Here is a 24,363-nt window from a genome sequence, read left to right as displayed (position 1 = left end):
TAAATGCGAAGATACATTTTTTTTGATACGATTTCCTGCTATTCATCGATAAATGCATGAATTCTTTCCAAAAAATAAAGTACATCGTCTATTTTCAATATCTTGTCTTTTCTTAAATAAAGCTGTAAATTATCATGTACGTTTTTTTGTTTTAATGAAGCATCAGAAGGGTTATTTTGTAAATATTCCAGAACTTTCTTAAAAGTATCTGATTGATAATATTTAGATTGAGCATTAATTGGAAAATAGGCCAACAAAACATTATTTTTAATTAATAATTTTTCAAATCCAATATATTTGGAAATCCATTTTAACTTAACACTCTTTAATAAATCTTGAGTTTGATCAGGTAATTTGCCAAAACGATCTATAAGCTCGTTTTTAAAATTGGTAAGTTCTTCTTCATTAGTAATTTCAGATAATTTTTGATAAAGTGAAAATCGTTCTTCTACCTTATTTACATATTGATCGGGTATTAATAATTCAAAATCGGTATCAATTTGTACATCTGTAATAAATTCCTTCTTCTCATTTTCTTCAACAAACAAATCTGAAAATTCATCTTCTTTTAATTCTTCTATAGCTTCATTTAAAATTTGTTGGTAAGCCTCAAATCCGATTTCTGCAAAAAAACCGCTTTGCTCGGCACCTAACAAATCGCCGGCTCCTCGTATTTCCAAATCTTTCATGGCTATATTAAACCCGGAACCCAGATCTGAAAATTGTTCTATTGCTTGTAAACGCTTTCTGGCTTCGGATGTGATAACGTCTAAAGGCGGAGTGATGAGATAACAAAAAGCTTTTCGATTGGATCTTCCTACCCTCCCCCTCATTTGATGTAAATCTGCTAAACCGAATCTTTGAGCATCATTAATAAAAATTGTATTTGCATTTGGAACATCTAAACCGGATTCAATAATTGTAGTTGAAATTAAGACATCGTAATTCCCCTCCATAAAGTCAATCATAATTTTCTCAAGTTTCTTTCCCTCCATTTGACCATGTCCAATGGCCACTCGGGCCATAGGAACCAAGCGCTTAATCATCCCTGCGAGCACATCCAAATTTTCAATTCTATTATTGATAAATAATATTTGTCCTTCTCTGTTTAATTCATAAATGATGGCATCCCGGATTTGTTCTTCATTAAAACCAATAAGTTGAGTCTGAACGGGCTGCCTATTGGGAGGCGGAGTCTTAATAACAGACATATCGCGAGCCGCCATTAAAGAAAATTGTAAAGTTCTGGGGATTGGAGTGGCGGTTAACGTTAACGTATCTACCGTTGTTTTTAATGTCTTTAATTTATCTTTTACGGATACTCCGAATTTATGCTCTTCATCAATAATTAATAAGCCTAAATCTTTAAAAACGACATCCTTACCGATTAATTGATGAGTTCCTATAATAATATCAATTTTTCCTTCGGCAAGAGATTTGATTATTTCTTTTTTTTGTCCGGCAGTTTTAAATCGATTTAAATATTCAATACGTACAGGAAAATCTTTTAGTCTGGACATAAAAGTTTTATAGTGTTGCAAAGCCAATATGGTGGTCGGAACCATAATTGCGCTTTGTTTTCCATCTGTAGCCGCTTTAAAAGCTGCCCTTATGGCAATTTCCGTTTTACCAAATCCTACATCCCCACAAATAAGCCTATCCATAGCAATAGGTTTTTCCATGTCGCTTTTAACGTCTTGGGTAGCTTTTTCTTGATCCGGAGTATCTTCATACATAAAAGAGGCTTCCAGTTCATTTTGTAAATATCCGTCGGGTGAAAAAGAAAATCCTTTCTTAGTTTTCCTGTCGGCATAAAGTTTTATAAGGTCAAAAGCAACTTCCTTAACTTTTCTTTTTGCCTTATTCTTAAGGTTTTTCCACGCTGCCGACCCCAATTGGTTAAGAGTAACTTCTGCGCCTTCTTTTCCTGAAAATTTTGAGATTTTATGTAAGGAATGGATATTTACATATAAGATGTCATTATTTTTATATACCAGTTTGATGGTTTCTTGTAACTTATCATCATTTTTAATTTTCACCAATCCCATAAATTTACCGATCCCGTGATCAATATGGGTTACATAATCTCCCACTTTTAAGTCTGTTAACTCTTTAAGTGTTAAGGATTCTGACTTAGAAAATGAATTTCGCAAATTGTATCGGTGATATCTTTCGAAAATTTGATGATCCGTATAGATAAGAAATTTAGAATTATGATCTATAAATCCTTTACTTACATTGGCATGAAAACCTATAAAAGGCACTTCTTTTTCAATTTCTGAAAAAATATCTTGTAATCTGCTTTCCTGTTTTTCGGATTGAAACGCAATGTAATTCTTATAATGTGATTTTTCTTTTTCAAGCAAATCTTGCCCTAACAAGTCAAATTGTTTATGAAAACTCGGTTGCTCTGTTTGATCCAGCCGTACTGTTTTAAATTCATTAAAATAAGGGATTGAGGAGAATTCAATAAATGAATTCTGAACTATTTTAGAAATCAGCTCATGGGATTGTATATAAAGCTCTTTAGGCTCACTGCGTTTTATACTTTGCGATAAGGTAGCATAAACCTCTTCTGCCTTTGAAAATTTTTTTTCAATATTAGCTAAAGTCAAAGAAAAATCTTTACTTATAAATATAGTGTCCGAAGGCAGGTAATCTAAAAATGAAACTTTCATAGTTTCTCTGTGCGAATGATCTATATTGGGAACAATCATAAATTCATCAACCTTTTCTTCTGAAAGTTGAGTGTCAATATTAAATTTACGTATAGTTTCCACTTCGTTACCAAAAAAACCTATACGATAGGGTTTTTCATCAGAATAAGAGAAAACATCTACAATCCCTCCTCTTACAGAAAATTCACCGGGTTGAGTTACAAAATCGGTTCGTTTAAAATGAAAACTGAAAAGCGTTTCATTAAGGAAATCTGCATCAATTTTTTCACCTGTTTTTATTTTAAAACTAATCGAATGTAATTCAGATTTAGTAATTATTTTTTCAGATAAAGCATCAGCATAAGTAATAATAATTTTGGGATTTTGCATTTGCGTGATGCTGTTAATCACTTCCGTTCGTAAAACCACATTTGCGTTTTGGACTTCCTCAATCTGATAAGGAGTTAAATGTGAGGTAGGATAAAACAAAACTGTATCTTTCCCGAATATATCTTCGATTTCATTCAAAGCATACGCTGCTTCTTCTTTATCGGAAAAGAGTAACAATACCGTTTTTTTCAAAGAATTATATAAATAACTGCTGTAAATGTTAAGGTACGATCCTGCCGCACCTAATACAGATAGTTTTATGATATTATTTTCTTCTAAAAAAATGGATACTTCCGAATCTAAAATACTCTTTTTTAAAAGCGGAAAAATTGAGTGTATAATGGAATTTGTTTTCAAAACAAAGTAAAGGTACGAATTTTGTTAATAATTTATTTAATCACTTATTTAACCAATCAACATATAATTTTTATATTTTATTTTTTATATTTAATTAATTAAAAATTTAATATGAATGAAAGATAAAAAAATAGTAATATTAATCCATGCTCATAAAAATCTTGAATGTTTAAATAAATTGATAAAATCACTAGTTTATGATAATTTTGTTATCTATGTCAACTTAGATAAAAAATCCGACATTAATCCACAACAAATTGATTCTAGCGCTATTTTAGTAAAAAAAAGAGTAAATGTAACTTGGGGAGAATATTCCATAGTAAATCAAACGTTACATTCACTTCAACAAATTGTGGATGAACAAGAAGATTTTTCTCATGTTCTACTAATTTCCGGTCAAGATTATCCAATAAAAAGCAATCAATATATTGATGATTTTTTTAAAAAATATAAGGAGATTAGTTTTATTGAGTGCTTGTTAATTACTGAAAACAATAAATATAAACCTTATATATGGAGATACGATCGAAGGCATTATCCCGCGAATCGAATTTTAGAAAGAAAAATCCATACGGCATATAAATTAGCTTATAAATTTATTACGGGAAAGGAATATAAAATCAAAATGATTCACAATCTTACCCCCTATTGGGGTAGTCAATGGTGGAATCTATCCAAAGAAGCAGTATATTATTCACTTGAATTTGCAAAAAACAAAAAAATAACTACTTTTTTTACTACAACCTGGTGTTCAGATGAGGTTTTCTTTCAAGTATTATTGATGAATTCAAATTTGAAAGATAAAATTATAAATAAGAATTTCAGGTATATAGATTGGACTAATTGCATTAATAGCCCGAGAGTTTTAAGTGAAGATGATTTTAATAAGATTATTGACTCCGATAATTTATTTTGCAGAAAAATTGATAAAGAAATATCCGATTCTTTAGTTGAAAAATTAGAAAATAGAAGATAATAAATGGTTATATATTTTCCCTATATATTTTATGGTGATTTTCAAGGAATTACTATATTCCCGTTTATTTTTATACGCTATAAACATTTAAAAAAGAATAAAATATTAATCAATCACGAAAGAATACACCTAAGACAGCAACTTGAAATGCTTTGGGTCTTTTTCTTTATTTTTTATATCGCTGAATTTATAGTAAATCTGGTAAAATATAAAAATGCGTCTATCGCTTACAGTGAAATCAGTTTTGAAAAGGAGGCATATGCCAATGAATTTAACTTAGAATACTTAAAAAAAAGGAAGTGTTGGGCTTTTATCAATTATATAAATTAACAAATATAAATACGTAAAAAGCAGATTCAATTAAATTGAATCTGCCTTTTTTTACAATTAATTTAAAAAAACTATTTATAAAGAGCAGTATAAAAGGTCGCTTTATTTAAATAGGGAACTAAAGCGATAATGTGATCTCCTTCAGTAGAAATGAAGGTTACATTACCTCCAAATTTTTTCTGTTGTACAGAGAAATCATAAGCATTTTGATAATATACAGATACATCAGAAACTCCATGCGTCATAATAAATCTACATTTATTTACCCAAGGGGTTACGCTGTTTTCATGAAGAATATCATTCATATAAGCTAAAGAAGGGTCTGTATCAAGATCTTTGATAAATTTTTCTGTATACATTTCTTTAGGATATTGTGAAAAATATGCATTTACTTCTATATCCCAATGAGTTCCGTCGAAATAAGACAAAGAGGTTGAAGCATACGGTTCTTTAAGAAAATCTCTAATATTTATATTAGGATACGCATTTTGTTTATACCCCCACAAACCATATGTTAAAAAATAAGTATGTTGAGTTTTTTCTGAATTTCTAACAATATCCGCAATTTGTTTTAAATTACATGGAGTACCTCCGGTTAACAATAAATTTACAGAAAGTCCAAGTGAAGGGGTAGTTTCAATTTTGCGCCCTATGGATGCCGCAACGAATCCTCCTAAAGAATAACCGGTAACGATTAAATCTGTTTTATATCTATATCCTTCTCCCGAAAGTGTAAGTTTAGCCGCATTCAATAAATCTAATGTTGAATTAACCATTGATTTTGAATCTAAATAGGGATGCTGACATTGTCTGTAAGATTCACCGAATCCAGGATAATCAGGCACAAATACTATAAATCCGTTACTTGCATGAAGAGTCCAATAAGCTAAGAAATCATTATCAGGTAAATTCACATCTTTAAATAAATTGGATGGAGCTGTTTTATTATTGGTATAAGTAGGTGGAGTAGCCACTATAATACGATATTTGGTTAAATCCGAAATAACAGTTCTTGGAGGAAGTAATAAAACCCCTGAAACATCTATTAAGCCTCCTAAACGATTCGGATGCGCTGTTTTAGTTGTAACTTTTATAACTTTTACACTAGGAACAATTTTAGATGTCGGTTCATTTGATGCTTTTAATTTATCTAATTGAAAACTTGAAACATCTACCCCATATTTTTGTAATTTATTTTTTAAATTTAATAAAGCACTCGAATCAAAAGTAGCTATTACTTCTGATTTTACAGGAACATCAGCTGAAGAAGCTTTAGACAAGTTCTCTACTGAACTTGAAGAAGTATCAACGAAACTATCTTCATTATTACATGATTGGATTGTAAAAGTCACTCCCAATATGAAAGCGATTAAAATCCTTGAAAAATTTTTTTTCATGATTTATGTATATTTTATTTTTTATAAACAAAAATAATAAATTTTATCTTATAAATTATATCATTAGATGTAATTTTTTCCCTAAAATATATACATAATTTTTTTATATATCTAATTACCATTAAAACAAAACATTTATTTACAATTAGAAAATTTTTAAAATACCAATATCATTCCTTATATAATCTGAAAAATGCAAAGCAATTATCGTTAATAGTTAACCTATCCATTTTATATAGCCCTATATGACTGTTCAAAAAAAGTTTATTTTATTCTTAATTTTCAAAAAGATTTTCTATTAAGTTACATTTAATAATTAACTACAATTGGAAACTAGGGAAGCATTATAAAAAAAGCTCTGTAAAAAAAAACAGGCCTCGTTTAAGGCCTGTTTTTTTCATATTAATATATAAATGCTATTTGTATAGCAAGGTATAAAATGTAGCTTTGGTATAATAAGGAATCATACCAATAATATGATCACCTACAGTAGATATAAAGGTAACATTTCCTCCCGATTGATTCTGTTGTTTTGAAAAATCATATGCATTTTGATAATAGACAGAAATGTCTGAAGTTCCGTGAGTCATAATAAATCTACATTTATTTTTCCACGGCTTAACACTGTTTTCATAAAGAATATCATTCATATAGGAAATACTCGGATCTGTATCGAGATTTTTAATAAATTTTTCGGTATATATATCCTTTGGTCTGTTTGAAAAATATAGATTTACAATTAATTCATAATGAGTTCCATCAAACCAAGAAAGAGATTTGGAAGCATACGGCTCTTTTAAAAAATCATTGATATTTATATACGGATATGCATTTTTTTTGTATCCCCATACACCATATGTTAGAAAAAAATGATGCTGAGTTTTTTCAGCAGTTCTAACTAAATCTGTAATTTGCTTTAAGTTGCAAGGGGTTCCTCCTGTAAATAATAAGCTAACGGATTGTCCATGTGAAGGGTTTGTTTCTATCTCCCGAGCTAAAGATGAAGCGACGAAACCACCTAAAGAATATCCGCTGATTATTAAATCTTTTTTAAATCTATATCCTTTTTTAGTTAAAGTTCTTTGCGCTGATTTTAGAAGATCTAATGTTGAATTAACCATAGCTTTAGAATCTAAATAAGGATGTTGGCATTGTTTATATGAATCTCCAAATCCGGGATAATCCGGGAAGAAAACAATAAATCCATTTAAAGCTTGCAAGGTCCAAAATGCCAAATAATTAAAATGCAAATCGTTATCCATCCACTTAAATCCTTGAAAAACATTAGATGGCGCCATTTTATTATAAGTATAAGTGGGGGGCGGAGCAACAATTATGCGGTGTTTAAAAATGGAATTAAAAATGGTTTTTGCCGGTAATAACAATACTCCTGACACATCAATAGTTCCTCCTAATCGATTGGGATGAGCGGTTTTAGTTTTTACTTTTAACACTTGAACTTCGAGTGGTGATTTTTGTGTTTTAGAAGGTTCATTTATCTTTAAATCAGAAACATGGATCCCTGATTTAATTAAATTTTCCCTTATTTCTAATAAGGTATTGGAATCTAAAGTACCTAAATCTTCATATTCGCCAGATCCCCAAGATAAAGATTTAGATAATGCTTGATCTGAGTCTACAGCGCTCGAAGATACTTCATCAAGGCTATCCTCATTTGTACACGATTGTAGGGTTAATAGTAAACCCAATAGAGAATAAATAATAAGTCTAAAGGTAAATTTTTTCATGATTTTAATCTATTAAATTTATTTTATTAAACAAATTTAATAGATTAAATTATATAATATACTCATAAAATAATGAATATTTAAAATAGTAAAATGAATTATTTAGACTGATATCACATTATATAACATAATAATAAATTTATCATAAAAGAATAAAGCCCTAAAGAATTCTTAGGGCTTTAATAAATATAGATACTGTTAATCTATCAATCGTAAAGTATTCAAACTTTAGTATCAAGGTTTTTTTATAATTTTAAAAGATTGTTCACCTTTTTTAGTTACTAACTTAATATAGTAGATTCCCACTTGATTAGGAATTGGTATTTGAGTATCATCAAAATTTACAATATAATTTATCAAATTTCCTGAAATGTTATAAATATATATTGCTTTAATATCTCGTCCTTTAACATATACAAAATTTTCAGAAGTAACGGTTGGGTAAACCTTGTATTCTTCAGATTTAATTACTTCATCCATTAACAAATACCCCCAAGTATTTAAGGCTCTGGGCCCACCCCATATGAGAGTGGCAATGTAAGGATTATCAATAAATGGATTTCTATTTCCTTGAATGTTGTAAATAACTTCATTTCTAAGTTTTTCAAAAAGGGTTGGATCTTTTTCAGCATTCCACTTCAAATATAAATCGGGCATTTCAACGCTGTAAGTATACGTGCTTTCTGCTGTATTTTTTGCTTCGCATTGACCGGGATATCTAACATGCATATACATTATAATTCTTGCTACAGATCCCTTCCATTCATCCCCCGGATAAAATCCTGTGGATGAAACATTACCGGAATTACCGGTGCCTTCTGCAAAATTGCGATTACTTCGACGAATATTATATTGTTGATCTACGGCTCGTAAGTTATGTGCATCGGTACCGGGACCTCTAGACGAGGTAACCAATTTGGGATTAGCCAATGATTTGGCAAAAACATGCTCTCGAGTCCAAAGTCCTTTACAAGAAGATTTGTGACAAGAGGAATCAACACTTCTTATTCGGTTATGCATTACATCTTGCGGATCGTCATTATAGCCATAAATTAATAAAACAGTATTTTGATCCGAATTTTCAGGATCTATATCCGACAATTTTAAGGTCTTCCAAACATCCGGATTTTTAGTGCTGCTGTAATACAACCAGGTAGTATGAGTAGCAGTAACCAAAGATGAGATATCTGATTTTAATTCCTCTCCGTCTTTTGAAAAATCAATAGAATCGTAATAATTAGGAATTTGAGCAACTAGCATTACATGGGCTATTGCCCATAATAAAAGGATAAAATTTTTCTTCATAAAAGTATACTTAGTGAGACTGGTATAAAAATAAAAATATTGGTTGAGATAAAAAAATAAATATGTCGTTCTTATTCAACTTTACTTGTTGCCTTCAATCTAACTACGTTTTTTTATGAAGATCATTGTCCACAAGACCCGGTAAACTACTATCTTTCAAATAAATAAATGTAATTAAAAAATTTTGCAGGGATCTAAAATATCTTGCTTATTAAAATTTAATAGTTAAAAATATTTTTTAAAGAATAATCAAATAAGATAGCTGATTTTACCTTATAATATATCGCAAAAAATATAATTAAATTATCGCTTATTAATCTTAATTTCACCTGATGGAGAGAAAACAAAATGATTATTAGGAAAGTCTGTATAGGTTAAATATTTAATATAATTATACGCTTTGTGATTAGTATCGATTTCAGGTCCTTTTTTAGATCCTTTACTTTGAATGACGGATATAACACGACAAGAAATAAAATTACCTTTAGTATCTGTTTTAATTTTCAAAATAGGAGCATTGCCATTGGGTCCGGTTAACGTAATCTTTCCATACGTGGCAAAATTACCTAAACTGTAAGCAATAAATTTATTATTATAGAGCTCAACGGCCCGGGCAACATGGGGTCCGCTTCCTAAAATAAGATCTGCTCCTGCATCAATGCAAACATGGGCAAATTCTACGACATTGCCTCGATTTTCCCCGGCATAAAATTCATTTTTAAAAGGTATATGCTGATAAGAAGCCCCCTCTCCTCCTCCATGAAACATAACAATAACTATATCAGCTTTAGGTCGTACTTCTTTAATGACTCTTTTAATATCTTCGTAATGAACCGAACTTATTAAGCCCGGACTGTGTCCGGCTCCTATAAAAGCATATCGTATTCCATTTTTTTCTTTAATAGCATATTCACAATGATTCAATACACCGGCATATTGAATACCTAAATTCTTTAAATTTTTTTCGGTTGCATTTCTTCCAAAAGTACCAAAATCATTACTGTGATTATTTGCTATGCTTAAAAAATCAAACCCGGCTTCCTTTAAATAGTTTCCATACGCAAACGGAGATCTAAACACAAAGCAAAAATTCGGATTGGAACATTTTTTTGGTTTTCCTCCAGAATCAAATAAAGTACCTTCTAAGTTACCGACAATCAAATCTGTTTTTTCTTTAAGTACAGGAACTATTCCTTCTAATATATTGACACCCGGCAAGAAAGAGGCTGAAGGATAGTTACTTCCTAACATAATATCTCCCACTGCTGTAATGGTAACAGTATCGGAATTAGCGGATAGGAAATCTTTGGATTCAGTGACAGGATAAGATTTTTTTTCTGATTCTTTTACCTTATTTTTCTTACAGGCAACCGTAATCACCAAAAAGGTCAAGATAATTGAAAAAAATCTCATAAGAGCGTCTAAATGGATATGATACTAGTTTTTAAAGACAAAAATTATAAATGATCTCCATCATATTTATGATCCTTCTGTGTAAAACCAATAATTCGTTTACACCAATACAAAAGAAATAAACAAAGAATAGCCACATACAACCAATCAACAAAATGTCCAATGACAGGTAAAATTTTGTAAGACCATGTAAATAATTTGCCGATACCTAGTATTAATTCTGTCATGATTTAATAGGTTTTTATTTATATTTTTGTAACAAATATATAAAAAAATGTACTCGAACTCTCCTTCTATCAAATATTTTTTTCCCGTTTTTGGCCTGTGGATCATTTTTTTAGGAGTCTTTATTTATTATCTTAATTTACACGTTACATCTATTTTAAAATTGTGGGAGATAGTTGTTGTTAGTTCATTATCATATATTTTGAATACCCTTACGATTTTATATTCAAAATTTAAGAAAAAAAGGAAAATTTGGGCGTTAGCCATTTATAATCTTTTATTTATTCCTTCTTGTGAAGAATTTATAAATTTACCTATAGGTCTTTCTTACTTACTGCTTTCTATAGCGCTTTTATTATTGTTAGATATTTTCAGCAAATCTTCTCAATTGAAATATTTTAATATTGGAATGTTCGCTTCTATAGCAAGCTTATTATATTTTCCCACTATTTCCATAGTTTTTTTATTTTTATTCATGACTATTGTATACTATAAGGAAAAAATAAACATATCCCAGTATATCGCAGGTGTATTGGTAACCGTTATACTTACTCTTGAAATAACATTTATTACCGATTCTTTTTCATATATTACTAATTGGATAAATCAATTAACCATTCCAACATTTCATTTTGAATATCAAATCCCTATTTTATTAATACTTCTTGTTGTATTAGTTTTAGGATGGATCAGTCAATATTCAAATAAAAATATTTCCGAAGATTTAAAGATTTCTTCACAGCATACTATTTTAGTTTTTTATCTTTTGTTCTGGATTTTAATTTATGCTTTCTTCATGGGAGATAATTATGCCTTGTTGATATTCGTTAGCCTTCCCGTAAGTCTTATCACATCCAGATGTATTTAATATCAATTTCAATTTAATAAAACCATTCGGAACGTAACATTAAATATAAGAAGCATTGACCTTTACGTTAATTTAGTCAAAAAATTGAGAGTTAATTTGAAGTTTTTTTAGTCAATAGTCTATTCAAAATAATAAAGCTGCCCATGAACCAATCGAAGAAATGGCTAAAGAGTATATTGTTTTATACAAGCTCTATATTTAAAAACTTAACTACTTAAATAACTTTCTTAATTTTATTTTTTTAATACATTTTTATTAAATTTTAGGATTGGATTTACAATTTCACAATTAAAAAGAGTAGATCCTATCAAAAAAATGTAATCCGTAAACCCATTGAGCATTTTTAAAAACCATTAATAAGTACTAATTTAGCAAATTCATGTAAATTAATACCTACTATAACCTTCGAAAGCAATGGGTAAGACAAAAGAAACTCCTTTGATGAAGCAATACAACAGTATAAAAGCCCGATATCCGGATGCTATGTTGCTGTTTCGAGTTGGAGATTTTTATGAAACATTTGGTGAAGATGCGGTTAAAGCTTCCAAAATTTTAGGAATTGTACTTACAAAAAGAGCAAACGGACAAGCTAGTCATATTGAGTTGGCCGGTTTTCCTCATCATTCAATAGACGTTTATCTGCCCAAATTAGTACGTTCGGGTCTTAGAGTTGCTATTTGTGATCAATTAGAAGATCCTTCCATGGCAAAAGGTATTGTAAAACGTGGAGTTACGGAATTGGTTACCCCGGGAGTAACTTTTAATGATAAGGTTTTAGAAGCAAAAAGTAATAACTTTTTATTATCCGTTCATCAGGAAAAAAATTTATACGGTATGGCTTTATTGGACATTTCCACCGGAGAATTCCTGATTTCTGAAGGAGATGAACACAAACTTCGACATCTTATCGATAATTTTAAGCCGACCGAAATAATCCATCAACGAAGACATCCTTTACCCTTTGATCATCAAGCCTATTCATTTCAATTAGAAGATTGGGCATTTCAATATGATTATTCGTACGATAAACTAACTTCACATTTTAAAACCAATTCTTTAAAAGGTTTTGGTATAGAATCAATGAAACTGGCGATCACTGCAGCAGGTGCGGTTTTTGCTTATTTAGTTGAAGATACTCATCATAAATTATTGGACCATATAACCAATATTCAGCGATTATCACAAGATACCTTTGTCTGGATGGACGATTTTACCATCAAAAATTTAGAATTAATACATACAACTGAATCCCAATCGGTTTCCCTGTTAAAAATATTAGATAAAACCCATACCAATATGGGAGGGAGAATGTTACGCCGATGGATTCTCACTCCTTTAAAAGAAATATCCGTAATTCAGAGGAGGTTGGAAGTAGTAGAGTTCTTCTTAGAATTTTCTGAAATAGCTTATGAGATCCGAGAATTACTTAAAGGGATATCCGATGTAGAAAGACTTCTAGGCAAATTAGCCGGTGAACGTATATCACCTAAAGAATTAGGGTATTTAAAGGATTCTTTGATTAATTACTTAAAAATCGAAAAAATCTTAAAAGAAAAAAATCATCCGACCTTTACTAATTTTGGAGAATTTAAAAATTTAGAAGAGGTTGTATCCTTATTGCAAAAGCAATTAAATGATGAGTTACCGGTTATTTTGTCAAAAGGAAACGTAATAAAAGAAGGAATTTCCGAAGAATTGGATGTATTGCGTAATTTAAAAAATCATGGCAAAGAATATTTAGACAATTTATGTATAAGAGAATCTGAAAAAACCGGTATTCCCAGCCTAAAAATTGATTTTAATAATGTGTTCGGCTATTATTTGGAAGTTAGAAACACCCATAAAGATAAAGTTCCTACCGATTGGATCAGAAAACAAACATTGGTTAATGCCGAAAGATATATTACAGAAGAATTAAAAGAATACGAAAGCCAAATTTTAGGCGCTGAAGAAAAAATAGGAGTATTGGAATCTGAACTTTTCAAAAGTCTTTGTTTACAAATCAAAAACAGTCTTACGGATATCCAGCATAATACTTCCAAAATTGCGACCATCGATACTTTGCTTTCTTTTGCGGAAACAGCACAAGAAAACTCATATATACATCCTAAATTAACAGATTCCAAAGTCATCGACATAAAAGACGGAAGACACCCCGTCATTGAAAAACAATTGCCTTTAGGAGAATCCTATGTAGCTAATTCGGTCTATATGGATGACGAAAAGCAGCAAATACTTATGATTACTGGCCCTAATATGGCAGGAAAATCCGCATTGCTCAGACAAACGGCATTGATTGTTCTCATGGCTCAAATTGGAAGCTATGTTCCTGCCAAGGAGGCTACGTTGGGTATTGTGGATAAAATTTTTACTCGTGTAGGAGCTTCTGATAATTTATCAAAAGGGGAATCAACCTTCATGGTTGAAATGAATGAAACGGCGAGTATTCTAAATAATATTTCAGATCGCAGCTTAATATTGCTTGACGAAATAGGCCGAGGAACCAGTACATACGATGGGGTTTCCATAGCCTGGGCAATTGCAGAATATCTTCATGAACATCCCACACATCCTAAAACGCTTTTTGCTACACATTATCACGAACTTAACGAAATGACAGAGTCATTTCCAAGAATTAAAAATTTCAATGTGAGTATCAAGGAGGTCAATGGAACGATAGTATTTCTTAGAAAATTAATTCCGGGAGGAAGCGAGCACAGTTTCGGTATACATGTAGCTAAATTGGCAGGAATGCCCGAAATAGTAACTCAACGTGCCGAGCAAATTTTAAAAACTTTGGAAAATAACAGTTCTAAAAAAGAGCGGAAAGAAAATGCAAAAACATCTACCGATGAAAATATGCAATTAAGCTTTTTTCAACTGGACGATCCAATTTTAGAGAATATTCGTGAAGAAATAGTAAAAACTGACATCAATGCGTTGACTCCTTTAGAAGCTTTAATGAAATTATACCATATAAAGAAAATGATTGGCGGCTGATTGTTCATTTTTTAATAATATATTAAGATTTTCAACCTATTTTTTCCATATTTTTTACTGTATAAGATCATGCATATGGGTCATAATTTTAAAAAATTCTTTTCTTAGAACGACTTATTTTCGATTTGCATTTTCAACTATTGAATGTTATAAAAAAAGTTTCGTTTAACTCTTGTTTACTTTCGATTTAGTAAATATATTTGTTTGATTGACTTTCAATTAAACTAAAACCACAAAAAAAATTATAAACTATGGACACAAAAAAAGCAAAAGACGGTCCTTTAGTAATTGCCATTGACTCCTCAACCACTTCCTCCAAAGCAATTATTGTTGATGAAAACGGACACGTTTGGCAAACTGCAAAAAGAAATATACAACTTCATACTCCTGCCATGGATTTTTATGAACATAATCCGATTCGATGGTGGCAAACTACCAAAGAATGTGTAGGAGAAGTACTGTCAAAACTATCTTCTAAAGACAGAGAACGAATTTCGGCTATTGGAATAACTCATCAACGGGAAAGCTTTGCTCCTTTTGATGAAAACGGAATGCCTCTACGTAACGGAATTCTTTGGCTGGACGGTCGCGCAACGAAACAAATTAGAGCCTATGGCTCTCAACATATCCATGACCTCTCAGGTAAGCCGCCCGGCGTAACTCCCGGTATATATAAAATTGCTTGGTTAAAAGAAAATGAACCCGAAGTGCTGAAAAAAGCGTTTAAAGTTGTTGAAGTACACGGTTATATCACTTGGAACCTTACCGGTAAATGGATATCTTCAGTAGCCGCAACAGATTCTTTAGGATTATTGGACATCCGTAAATTTGATTACAGCGATGAACTTTTACAAATAGCCGGAGTAACCCGCGAACAAATGGCCGATTTAGTTCCTCCCGGAGAAATTATGGAAGAATTAAAACCGGAATTGGCTGCAGAATGGAAACTATCTAAGCCAATACCTGTAATTGCAGGTTTGGGAGATGGTCAGGCAGCAGGAATAGGTGCAGCTGCCGTATCTCCTGATATTGCCTTTCTAAATTTAGGAACAGCTGTAAATGCGGGAGTTGAAAGCTCGGAATACAGGTGCGATCCCGTATTCAGGACTCATGTTTCAGGAATTAAAGGAAATTTTGTTTTCGAAATTTTACAATCGTCGGGTTCTTATTTGGCGGGATGGTTCCGACAATCTTTGGGAGATCCTAAATTATTGGGAGAACCGGATCCAAAGTTGGATCACGAAGCTTCTCATATCCCCCCGGGATGTGAAGGACTCGTAACCTTGCCTTACTGGAATGCCGTACAAAGTCCCTATTGGGATTCTGTAGCAAGAGGCGCGGTAGTAGGCTGGAGAGGAACTCATTCCAAAGCGCATATGTATCGATCAATTTTAGAATCCATCGGCTTTGAGATGAAATTTAATTTAGAATCCATTGAAAAAGGAACCGGTGTTAAATTAAAATCGGTTCGAGCCATGGGAGGAGGAACTCGTTCTCAGTTGTGGCGTCAAATAATGGCCGATTCTCTGGGATTACCCATTACCATTTGTTCTGAAGATGAAATTTCCGCCCTAGGAGCCTCCATTGTTGCCATGGCAGGAATAGGCGCACATGGATCCAACAACGTAGCTCATGCGGCTAAACACATGGCACATTTTGGAGAAACTATTGAACCGGATGTAACGCAATCAGAAAGATATAGAGAAGTCGCCGAGATACAGCATAAACTATATCCGCAACTAAAAAATATTTTTGAACAACTTTATGAGTTGTCGGAAAAATACCCTTCAACAAAGCCGGAATCACCAAAATCAGAATTATAAAAACTAAAATCACAAATCGTAAAATAAATAAAAATGGCAATAATCACCATATTAGGCGCCGGAGCCATGGGCTCCGGTTTATGTACACCGGTAAGTAAAGCCGGTTGGGAAGTTAGGTTATGGGGCACCTGGCTCGATGATCATTTATTGGATGCCTGTGAAGCAGGTAAACCTCATCCAAGAACTCAAATACCTTTAGCAAAAGGAGTTAAACTCTTTCGTTCCAATGATTTACAAAACGCTTTAGAAGGAGCAGATGTCGTGGTGATGTCGGTTGCCTCAGTAGGTGTTCCTAAAGTTACCGAAATGGCATTAGAAGGAATTTCCAAAGCAAAAGCACTTTGGTTGACCTCTAAAGGATTTTGTCCCGATGAAAAAGGAAAAATCCAACTTCTTCCCGAAGCTATTCGCACCCTAGCTAAACAAAAAGGAATACAAATCCCTCCTGTCGTTGCAATTGCCGGACCGGTAAAAGCCAACGAGTGTGCAGACGGTAAACCCACGGCTACCATTTTCGGATGCAAGGATATTGAAGTTTCACGAAAATATGCCGGAGAAGCAAGAACAGAGGTTTACTGTATTGAAGCAACCGATGATGAAATTGGAGTAGAAATCTGTGCACCCATGAAAAATGTGTACGCCATAGCTCTGGGAATTGCTGACGGATTGGAAGAAGGTACCGGATTTCCTCATCATAATTTAAAAGCTGCTACTTTCAGTCGTGCTATTAAAGAGATGTCTTTGTTGGGTCAAGCTTTGGGTGCTCGTATGGAAACAGCCTTCGGACTTCCCGGAGTGGGTGACCTGGAAGTTACCGGATTATCGGGAAGAAATAAAGTATATGGGGTACGTATAGGAAGAGGTGAAAACGCAAAAGATGCTCTGAAAGAAATGGATCGTTTGGAACAAACGGTAGAAGGAGTACCGGCAGCGGGTCTTGCGGCTAAATTAGTTGAGCAATTAGCACCTCAACTTAAAGAAGAACTGACTTTATTAAAAGCTGTAAATGAGATTTTAGCTGGATCTAGTCGACCTGTAGTCAATGTGCTATCAGAAGCAGTACTTCCTAAAAAGCCTTAAAATTAATCTTTGAAAATTTCAATATACTTGTACTATTTAGTCAAAAAAGTTCCTGGTAATTCAGGAACTTTCTGTTTGCTATTCGTTTTGATTTTTAGTTATAGTTTTTAAGTTGTATTAATTGTATAGGCTTATTAATTCATCAATTCTTTTTTATAAATTTAAAAATGATCGTTGATTTCTCGCTGAATTTTTTTCCATTCTGATACTGTGAAATTTAATATCGATTTTTTCTGAATAGGTAATTTTTTTATCCACCGTGTAGATATTTATTGAGGCCGTTTTGGAAAGTAATTTACCGCTGTCTTTTTCCCAATGGGCAGTCACTTTGCATTGGGATTTTATGTTTTCCTTAGTTATATAGTCTCGGGTATATTTTTTTATGTCTAATAAGTAATTAATATTTTCGATAAATTTATCCTCTAGTTGTTTCGGACATCCATCATAACTACTAAAAATTTCATTTCCTTTTATTTCATTATGGACCGCTCCCAAAAAATACACAGTTCCTATCTTATGCAGACTCCAACGTAAGCTTTTCTCATTTTGATTTTCTGATACACCAAAAAAATACAGTCTCCAAAAAGCTTCTTCTTGTATTTTTTGTTTCAGTTTCTCTTCTGTTTCTATTGCTTGTTTATATTGGTCTCTTAGCTGTCTTGCTATCCCTTCTTGATAGTTAGTATTTAGTAAAGCACCTGATTTTTTTAGCCACTTTTCTTTCCAAAGATTATAAGATACTATTTGTACATAATTTTCATATTTATTTACCTCAACTGTTAACGGATACATTGCCAATTCTAAATTACATACCATATCAGTATTGGGATCATGGGAAGGTTTAGAACTTATTTTAAGATTTTCTTTAGTAAACATTCTTTGAAGTCTCTTTCCATTGGTAATACAACTTATAGCCATATCATAATTGATCTTGCTTTGCTTGTGTTGAGATCGTTCTTTTATATCCAATGTATGTTCTACTTTATATAGGCGCGTGTTTTTCGGATTATTTATCTGCATTTGTAGTTAGTTTTTCAATGCATTAAAATACAATTTTTATTTTATCTTTTTGTTTGATTCATTCTAAATTATTATTGAATAATTCTTTTATAGTTCTTCTTATTATTTTTACTTGTTAATCATTAATCGGAATAAGAAACATAAAGAAAACCGGATATTCCTTAAATTAATGCATAATTAAAACCATTGGGATAAAAAATATGAACAACTATAATATAATTGAGATTATTACAGGTTCAAAGTTTTCATTTAACGAATCTATAGTTCAAACTCAATAAAATAAACTTGTTGCAAACTCTTTTATTCCCTCATCGTTTAAATTGTTTCAATCTACACCATACCATCAGCTATATACATGTTGGTGTCTATTTTAAAACGTCCAAATTGGGTTTCTTCAATTTCCAAGTCTACCTTAACCGTTTGTGTTCCTTCTACCAAACCCTTATAGTCATAATTTATAATATCTCCACTTCAAACCATGCTCCTTTATCGTGGTATTTTAATTTCATTTTTTCCTGATTATCTTTGTTGTATAAAATATAAGTATAATTTTCTGTTTCTTTTTTACTTTCGTCCTTTTCTGCATAGTCTAAAAAATTCTGCACCGTATTAACCGTTAATGTTTCAAAATCTGAACTTAAGAATGTTTGGTTATTTTCCTTTTTTATGATAAATGAAATAGGTGTATTTTTTAAAAAGTTTACTTTTATATAATAAAATTTATCTCTAATATTATCTATTGAAAATCTTTGATAATTTGTGTTTAATATAGCTGATCCATCCTCAAATGTTACCCCATTATCATTAGTTAATATCCATTTATCGCCATAAGTACTCTTTATGTAGTTAAACAAATACCTTATTGAACTTTCATTATCTATAAAAGTTCTAAACAAAAAATACTTATAATAATAAGTATCTTTCAAATGTATTATTTCAGGAGATAAAACATTATTAATTTCTTTTTTACATTCCTGATAAGAACAAGAAGTAACTCCTATATTAAAAAATAAAAAAAGTATACAAATTATTCGTTCTATCATAGTTGTATATAATTAGTATCTTCATAAATAATTTCAGTTTCATATGGGTAGTAACCATAGTAATGTTGTAACCAGAAAAAAGCATTTAGACTTGTACATTTCCTTTAAGCCTCATATGTTCCTTTCCTGCCCTCTGAATGCGTTTTATCAAATCTGAAGGATTGCTTAAATCTTTTATTGGATCAATTTTTATTTCTTTAAGAAACTCAGATAAATCACCTCCATTAATATCGTACCAATCTGCTCCGTACCAATCGCCTATATACATTTTTGTTTTTACCTTATATTTATTTTTTTCAATTTTACTGATTTATAGATTTCATTGTTTAGAATTTAATTAAGATTAAATTCAGAAAATATACTAAATTTTATAATTATATTTTTATTTAAGGTATTCCTATAAATAATGAAATTATAAATATTATAGAATAGAATGCTATGTATCCTAAGGGAATAATTAATACTGAGTATAAAAACCTAAACTTAATTTTATACTTCATGGCTTTTCCTATAAAACTCAAAAAAAGTTCAAATAAAAGCCAGGTTAGTAATGAAGGAAGTATAAAAAACATGATTATATGAAAACAATTATCTAGAGCAAAAGAACTAAATATTATATAATTTATAAATTGAATATATATTAAGATTATTATTAGTTCTAATAAGCTTTTTTTACTAATTAATAAAGATATATTCCTCATTCTTTTAAAATTTGCTTGTAAATGATATTTTGGTTATAAAAGGTTTATAACCTCTAAAATGTTGTAAAATAAACCAAGCAATAAAAATATTATAATCATATTTTTCAATGTCCGGATAATCTAAACAAAATGATCAAACATTTCAAATATTAATTATTCATGAGGTTTCATACTAATTATTACCTATATAATTTCAACCTCAAACCATTCTCCTTTGTCATGATAAGTAATCACTACTTTTTTTTCTTTATCTTTATTATATAATTCATATATATAAGTGTCTATTTCTTTTTTTTCTTTATCCTGTTCTGCGAAATCTAACAGATTTTGCAAAATATTTAAGTTTAGAGTTTCAAAATTATAATATAAGGAAAGAGTTTTAGAATTAATTTTACTTGCTTCTTCTTCATAATCAGTTGCAGATACTTTTATTACAGGAGGCTCATATGGTTTTACTTCTTTTCCTTGTTCATTTTGAAATTGGATTGGAATATTTTTAAGAAAATTAACAATTATATACTCATTTTGAAATCCATTATCTTTTCTTGAAAAACTAAACCTTTGCTTAGTTGTATCTTTTATAAATTCAATTCCATCCTCAAATTCAAAAATATTTTTATTCGTTAATATTTGAAGATATCCATTATTCTTTTTTGAAAATGAAAAAACATATTTTATACATTGCTCATTATCTTTAAAATGATCAATTACATAATATTTTGCTAAGTAAGTATTTTGCAAATGATAAATTTTTGGAGGTTGATTGGAGCAGTTATTTAAATATAATAAACAAAGTAAGTAAAATAAGAAAAATTTTATTTTTTTCATAATGTTAAATAATCTAACGATTGGTAAATAATTTCAGTTTCAAAAGGCTGATAACCGTAATGGTGTTGTAACCAAAAAAATGCTGATAGGCTATGCACGCTCCCTTTTATGACTCCATTAACGTCATCCCAATCTGCTCCATACCAATCACCTATATACATTTTTGTTTTTACCAAACATATCCCCGGCTTATCTTCTTCAATTTCCAAGTCTACCTTTATGGTTTGAGTTCCTCCCATAAAGCCGTAATAAACATTACTATAAAATATCTATTTCAAACCATTTTCCAAAATTGTGATATACTTGCCTGATTTTAAGAGAATCTTTATTATTATATAATTCATAAATATAATCTTCAAATTGTTTTTGTGTATCATAATCATGATAAGAATAATCTAAAAAATTCTGTACGATATTTACATTAAGGCTATCAAAATCAGCAGATAATTTTTTTACATGATTTTTATCTTTATTTCTTTCTTCTTCAATTTTAAAATGGAGTTTTGTTTTTTTTAAATAATTTACACTAATTCTAAAATCCCGAGTATTATTATCATCACCCATACCATATTCTCTATTAAAAATGAACTTATGGGAAACAGTATCTTGAATGAACGCTATATTGTCTTCAAATTCATATATATCTTTATTAGTCATAATAATCAGGTAGCCCTTATTTTTCTTAGCAAAATTAAATAGGTATTTAATACAGTTTTCGTTATCCTGAAAATTATCAAACACATAAAAATGAGCAAGATAATTATCCCGTAAATGATAAATATGGGGCTTTCCTAATGACTTTTTTGGGGGATAACAATTTACCAAAACAGCAAGGAGCAGGAAAAAAGAAATAATAATTATATATATAAATTTATTTTTTTTCATTGTATTATTTCTTTCTGTTAATAATTAAATAGTCTACGGATTTATAGACCAGTTCGGTTTCAAAGGGTTTATATTTTTTTTCATATCCGGGAAGGTATCCGTAATGGTATTGAAGCCAGAAAAAGGCGTTCAAACAGGACATGTTTCCTTTTTTATGTCCTATCATTTCATTTAGTCGGCCAGACATAGCCGCAATAGCTAAGTTTTGCGCCATTAGTGTTTTTCCTAAATCGGTAAACTGATTCATCAGTTTTGTGTATATTTCTTCATAGTTTTTACCTCCGTTAAGGTCTCCCCAATCAGAGCCGTACCAATCCCCTATATACATGGTGGTGTCTATTTTAAAACGCCCGGGTTGGGTTACTTCAATTTCCAAGTCTACCTTAACCGTTTGTGTTCTTTCTACCAAACCCTTATAGTCATAATTTACAATATCTCCACTTCAAACCATGCTCCTTTATCGTGGTATTTTAGCTTCATTTTTTCTTGGTTATTTTTATTGTATAAAACATAGGTATATTCTTCTGTTATTTTTTTAGTTTTATCTTTTTCTGCATATTCTAAAAAATTCTGCACCGTATTTAACGTCAAAGTTTCAAAATCTGAAATAAGTATTTTTTTATTATCTGTTTCCTCTACATTAAAATTTATAGGTGTATTTTTTAAGAAATTTACTTTAGCACTTATATAAATATTTCCTACTTTTTTTTTATCAAAATAAAATCTCTCTTTATTTGTGTCTAATGAATTAAATATATTTCCATCAAATTCAGCTCCATTTTTATCTGTTAAAATCCACATTAGCCCTCGCTTTTCTCTAGAGAAATCAAATAGATAGTTTATGCAGAATTCATTATTTTTAAAATTATTAAATACATAAAAATCAGCATAATCACTATTTTTTAAAAACTCTAACTTAGGTGGTTGATTGTAACATCCTATTAAAAATAAGAAGAAAGACGTAAAGAGAAATACATATTTTATTTTTTTCATACTATTATATAATCTAATGATTGGTAAATAATCTCGGTTTCAAAAGGTTGACAACCATAGTAATGCTGTAACATAAAAAATGCTTTTAAACTGGGTGCAAATTCTTTTATTCCTTTTCCATTTAAATCATCCCAATCAGCCCCATACCAATCTCCTATATACATTTTGGTTTTTACCTTATATTTATTTTTTTCTATTTCAGTTATTTCTAAATCTACCTTTATGGTTTGGGTTCCTCCCATCAACCCATAAAAGTCATATTTTAGTATATCGCCTACCTTACTGAAGTTGGGTCTAAATTCTCCATAATTTAATTTTTTCATAAAAATCTCAATTATTTCCATTCCATCTTTATCCTGTATAGACTTTTCTTTGAGCATATATTTGATTACTTCCAAATAATTTTTAAAGTATTGTCTAAAATATGGATATTCTTCCAAATCAGATTGAAATTGTGGCCAATCCTTAAAACTTAATTTCTTTCCTCTTCCATAATAAAAATTATGGACTACCTTATCTGCAACATTATCGGACAACACTTTACGTGTACCTGTAATACTACTTTCATAATAAAATTTTGCCATCTTTAAACCTGTTTCTTCCCCCCAATCTACAAACCTTTTATAAGCTTTTTTACCTTGATTATTAGCATTTGCTTCAATATCCTTATTTGTAATTCTATCAAATTTAGCAGAAAAATCTAGTTCTTCATCGGTTTTATACTTTTGAAGTTTACCCCATTGCTTAGTTCCTTTATAATAAAATTTATCATCCAGTCTACTTAGTATACTAACATCCTTACTAGGCTTTTCCAAGTAGGCATATACACTGAATTTAGAATTTTTAACATCTCTGGGTACCCAAAATTTTACTTCTTGTTTTCCGTTATTTTGAGGGTATTTAGATATAATCTCTCCTTCATCAAATTGAGTTGCCCACTTAATTCTTATAAGTTCATGTGGTTTATAGGCTGTCTATTGAAATTTACTATTTTGTATTGGTATGATATACCTTTTGTAATAAAAGAAACTTTTTGTCCCTTTTCATCAAAAGGTCCGTCCAGTTTTACCACGCGCAAAGGCGGTGGAGGGGTATAATCATTTAGATATTCAACTCCGCTCTGCTCTCCTATCATTTCTACTTTTTTGGCGGAATATAAAGTCAAATTATCATGTGTTGCCTCTAATATAAGAGATTTTTTTGCCCTTTTTATACTCTCTCCCCCTATTTTGCGTACGATATTTCCTCCTTGCATAACTCTTTAGTATTAATGAATTAGAAGTATTTTAACTATAATGAATATAACTTTTATTTTCAGGTAAAT

21 protein-coding genes are annotated in these 24,363 nt (G+C 30.7%); 5 read left to right on the top strand and 16 right to left on the bottom strand.

Annotated elements, in window-relative coordinates; all coding sequences use genetic code 11:
• Positions 1-38 precede the first annotated feature (38 nt).
• A complete protein-coding gene (gene mfd, locus G8C43_RS08740; RefSeq protein ID WP_166005516.1) occupies positions 39-3,404 on the bottom strand; it encodes a transcription-repair coupling factor in 3,366 nt (1,121 codons plus the stop codon).
• 115 nt (positions 3,405-3,519) lie between these two features.
• Between mfd and G8C43_RS08735 the strand changes: the two genes are divergently transcribed.
• On the top strand, positions 3,520-4,380 hold the full coding sequence (locus G8C43_RS08735; RefSeq protein WP_166005514.1) for a beta-1,6-N-acetylglucosaminyltransferase: 861 nt from the start codon (positions 3,520-3,522) through the stop codon (positions 4,378-4,380).
• 401 nt (positions 4,381-4,781) lie between these two features.
• On the opposite strand, the gene G8C43_RS08730 is transcribed toward G8C43_RS08735, so the two are convergent.
• From G8C43_RS08730 to G8C43_RS08710, 5 genes are all read right to left on the bottom strand, one after another.
• Positions 4,782-6,107 (bottom strand): alpha/beta hydrolase family protein, encoded by a 1,326-nt coding sequence (locus G8C43_RS08730; protein ID WP_166005512.1) that lies wholly within the window; start codon positions 6,105-6,107, stop codon positions 4,782-4,784.
• A gap of 416 nt (positions 6,108-6,523) precedes the next feature.
• Positions 6,524-7,855: an alpha/beta hydrolase gene (locus G8C43_RS08725; RefSeq protein WP_166005510.1), complete on the bottom strand. Its 1,332-nt coding sequence runs from the start codon at positions 7,853-7,855 to the stop codon at positions 6,524-6,526.
• Between the two features lie 234 nt (positions 7,856-8,089).
• Positions 8,090-9,160 carry an endonuclease gene (locus tag G8C43_RS08720; RefSeq protein WP_166005508.1) on the bottom strand — a complete coding sequence of 357 codons (1,071 nt, stop codon included), beginning with the start codon at positions 9,158-9,160 and terminating at the stop codon, positions 8,090-8,092.
• Between the two features lie 303 nt (positions 9,161-9,463).
• Positions 9,464-10,573: a CapA family protein gene (locus G8C43_RS08715; protein WP_166005506.1), complete on the bottom strand. Its 1,110-nt coding sequence runs from the start codon at positions 10,571-10,573 to the stop codon at positions 9,464-9,466.
• 44 nt (positions 10,574-10,617) lie between these two features.
• Positions 10,618-10,800, bottom strand: coding sequence for a hypothetical protein (locus G8C43_RS08710; RefSeq protein WP_160557414.1), 183 nt, complete (start codon positions 10,798-10,800; stop codon positions 10,618-10,620).
• A gap of 47 nt (positions 10,801-10,847) precedes the next feature.
• Between G8C43_RS08710 and G8C43_RS08705 the strand changes: the two genes are divergently transcribed.
• The 4 genes from G8C43_RS08705 to G8C43_RS08690 all read left to right on the top strand — a co-directional run bounded on the left by G8C43_RS08705 (position 10,848) and on the right by G8C43_RS08690 (position 17,569).
• Entirely contained in the window at positions 10,848-11,666 is an 819-nt protein-coding gene (locus tag G8C43_RS08705) for a DUF6427 family protein (RefSeq protein ID WP_166005504.1), read from the top strand.
• Between the two features lie 414 nt (positions 11,667-12,080).
• Entirely contained in the window at positions 12,081-14,666 is a 2,586-nt protein-coding gene (mutS, locus tag G8C43_RS08700; protein ID WP_166005502.1) for a DNA mismatch repair protein MutS, read from the top strand.
• A 251-nt stretch (positions 14,667-14,917) separates the two neighbouring features.
• Positions 14,918-16,489 carry a xylulokinase gene (locus G8C43_RS08695; protein WP_166005500.1) on the top strand — a complete coding sequence of 524 codons (1,572 nt, stop codon included), beginning with the start codon at positions 14,918-14,920 and terminating at the stop codon, positions 16,487-16,489.
• A gap of 33 nt (positions 16,490-16,522) precedes the next feature.
• Positions 16,523-17,569: an NAD(P)H-dependent glycerol-3-phosphate dehydrogenase gene (locus G8C43_RS08690; RefSeq protein WP_166005497.1), complete on the top strand. Its 1,047-nt coding sequence runs from the start codon at positions 16,523-16,525 to the stop codon at positions 17,567-17,569.
• A 153-nt stretch (positions 17,570-17,722) separates the two neighbouring features.
• Here the strand turns inward: G8C43_RS08690 and G8C43_RS08685 are convergent, their stop codons facing one another.
• The 10 genes from G8C43_RS08685 to G8C43_RS08640 form a co-directional block, all read right to left on the bottom strand.
• The gene (locus tag G8C43_RS08685) at positions 17,723-18,589 is read right to left on the bottom strand and encodes a hypothetical protein (protein WP_166005495.1); all 867 of its coding nucleotides are present in this window, start codon (positions 18,587-18,589) and stop codon (positions 17,723-17,725) included.
• Between the two features lie 455 nt (positions 18,590-19,044).
• Complete coding sequence (locus tag G8C43_RS08680; protein ID WP_166005493.1) at positions 19,045-19,632, bottom strand: hypothetical protein; 588 nt, start codon at positions 19,630-19,632, stop codon at positions 19,045-19,047.
• Positions 19,633-19,717: 85 nt separating this feature from the next.
• Positions 19,718-19,900, bottom strand: coding sequence for a hypothetical protein (locus tag G8C43_RS08675; RefSeq protein WP_166005491.1), 183 nt, complete (start codon positions 19,898-19,900; stop codon positions 19,718-19,720).
• Positions 19,901-20,516: 616 nt separating this feature from the next.
• Entirely contained in the window at positions 20,517-21,161 is a 645-nt protein-coding gene (locus tag G8C43_RS08670) for a hypothetical protein (RefSeq protein ID WP_166005489.1), read from the bottom strand.
• Positions 21,158-21,400, bottom strand: a complete 243-nt coding sequence (locus tag G8C43_RS08665; RefSeq protein ID WP_160557425.1) for a hypothetical protein — start codon at positions 21,398-21,400, stop codon at positions 21,158-21,160. The genes G8C43_RS08670 and G8C43_RS08665 overlap by 4 nt, the downstream gene beginning before the upstream one ends.
• A gap of 19 nt (positions 21,401-21,419) precedes the next feature.
• Positions 21,420-21,818 carry a hypothetical protein gene (locus G8C43_RS08660; protein ID WP_166005487.1) on the bottom strand — a complete coding sequence of 133 codons (399 nt, stop codon included), beginning with the start codon at positions 21,816-21,818 and terminating at the stop codon, positions 21,420-21,422.
• Between the two features lie 232 nt (positions 21,819-22,050).
• A complete protein-coding gene (locus G8C43_RS08655; protein WP_166005485.1) occupies positions 22,051-22,455 on the bottom strand; it encodes a hypothetical protein in 405 nt (134 codons plus the stop codon).
• 17 nt (positions 22,456-22,472) lie between these two features.
• Positions 22,473-23,039 carry a hypothetical protein gene (locus tag G8C43_RS08650; RefSeq protein WP_166005483.1) on the bottom strand — a complete coding sequence of 189 codons (567 nt, stop codon included), beginning with the start codon at positions 23,037-23,039 and terminating at the stop codon, positions 22,473-22,475.
• On the bottom strand, positions 23,036-23,854 hold the full coding sequence (locus G8C43_RS08645; RefSeq protein WP_166005481.1) for a DUF3289 family protein: 819 nt from the start codon (positions 23,852-23,854) through the stop codon (positions 23,036-23,038). Before G8C43_RS08645 ends, G8C43_RS08650 begins: the two co-directional genes overlap by 4 nt.
• Before the next feature lie 131 nt (positions 23,855-23,985).
• On the bottom strand, positions 23,986-24,294 hold the full coding sequence (locus G8C43_RS08640; RefSeq protein WP_166005478.1) for a hypothetical protein: 309 nt from the start codon (positions 24,292-24,294) through the stop codon (positions 23,986-23,988).
• Positions 24,295-24,363 lie beyond the last annotated feature (69 nt).

Source organism: Apibacter sp. B2966, assembly GCF_011082485.1.
Taxonomy (GTDB): Bacteria; Bacteroidota; Bacteroidia; order Flavobacteriales; family Weeksellaceae; genus Apibacter.
This window is presented reverse-complemented; position numbering and strand designations above follow the sequence as displayed.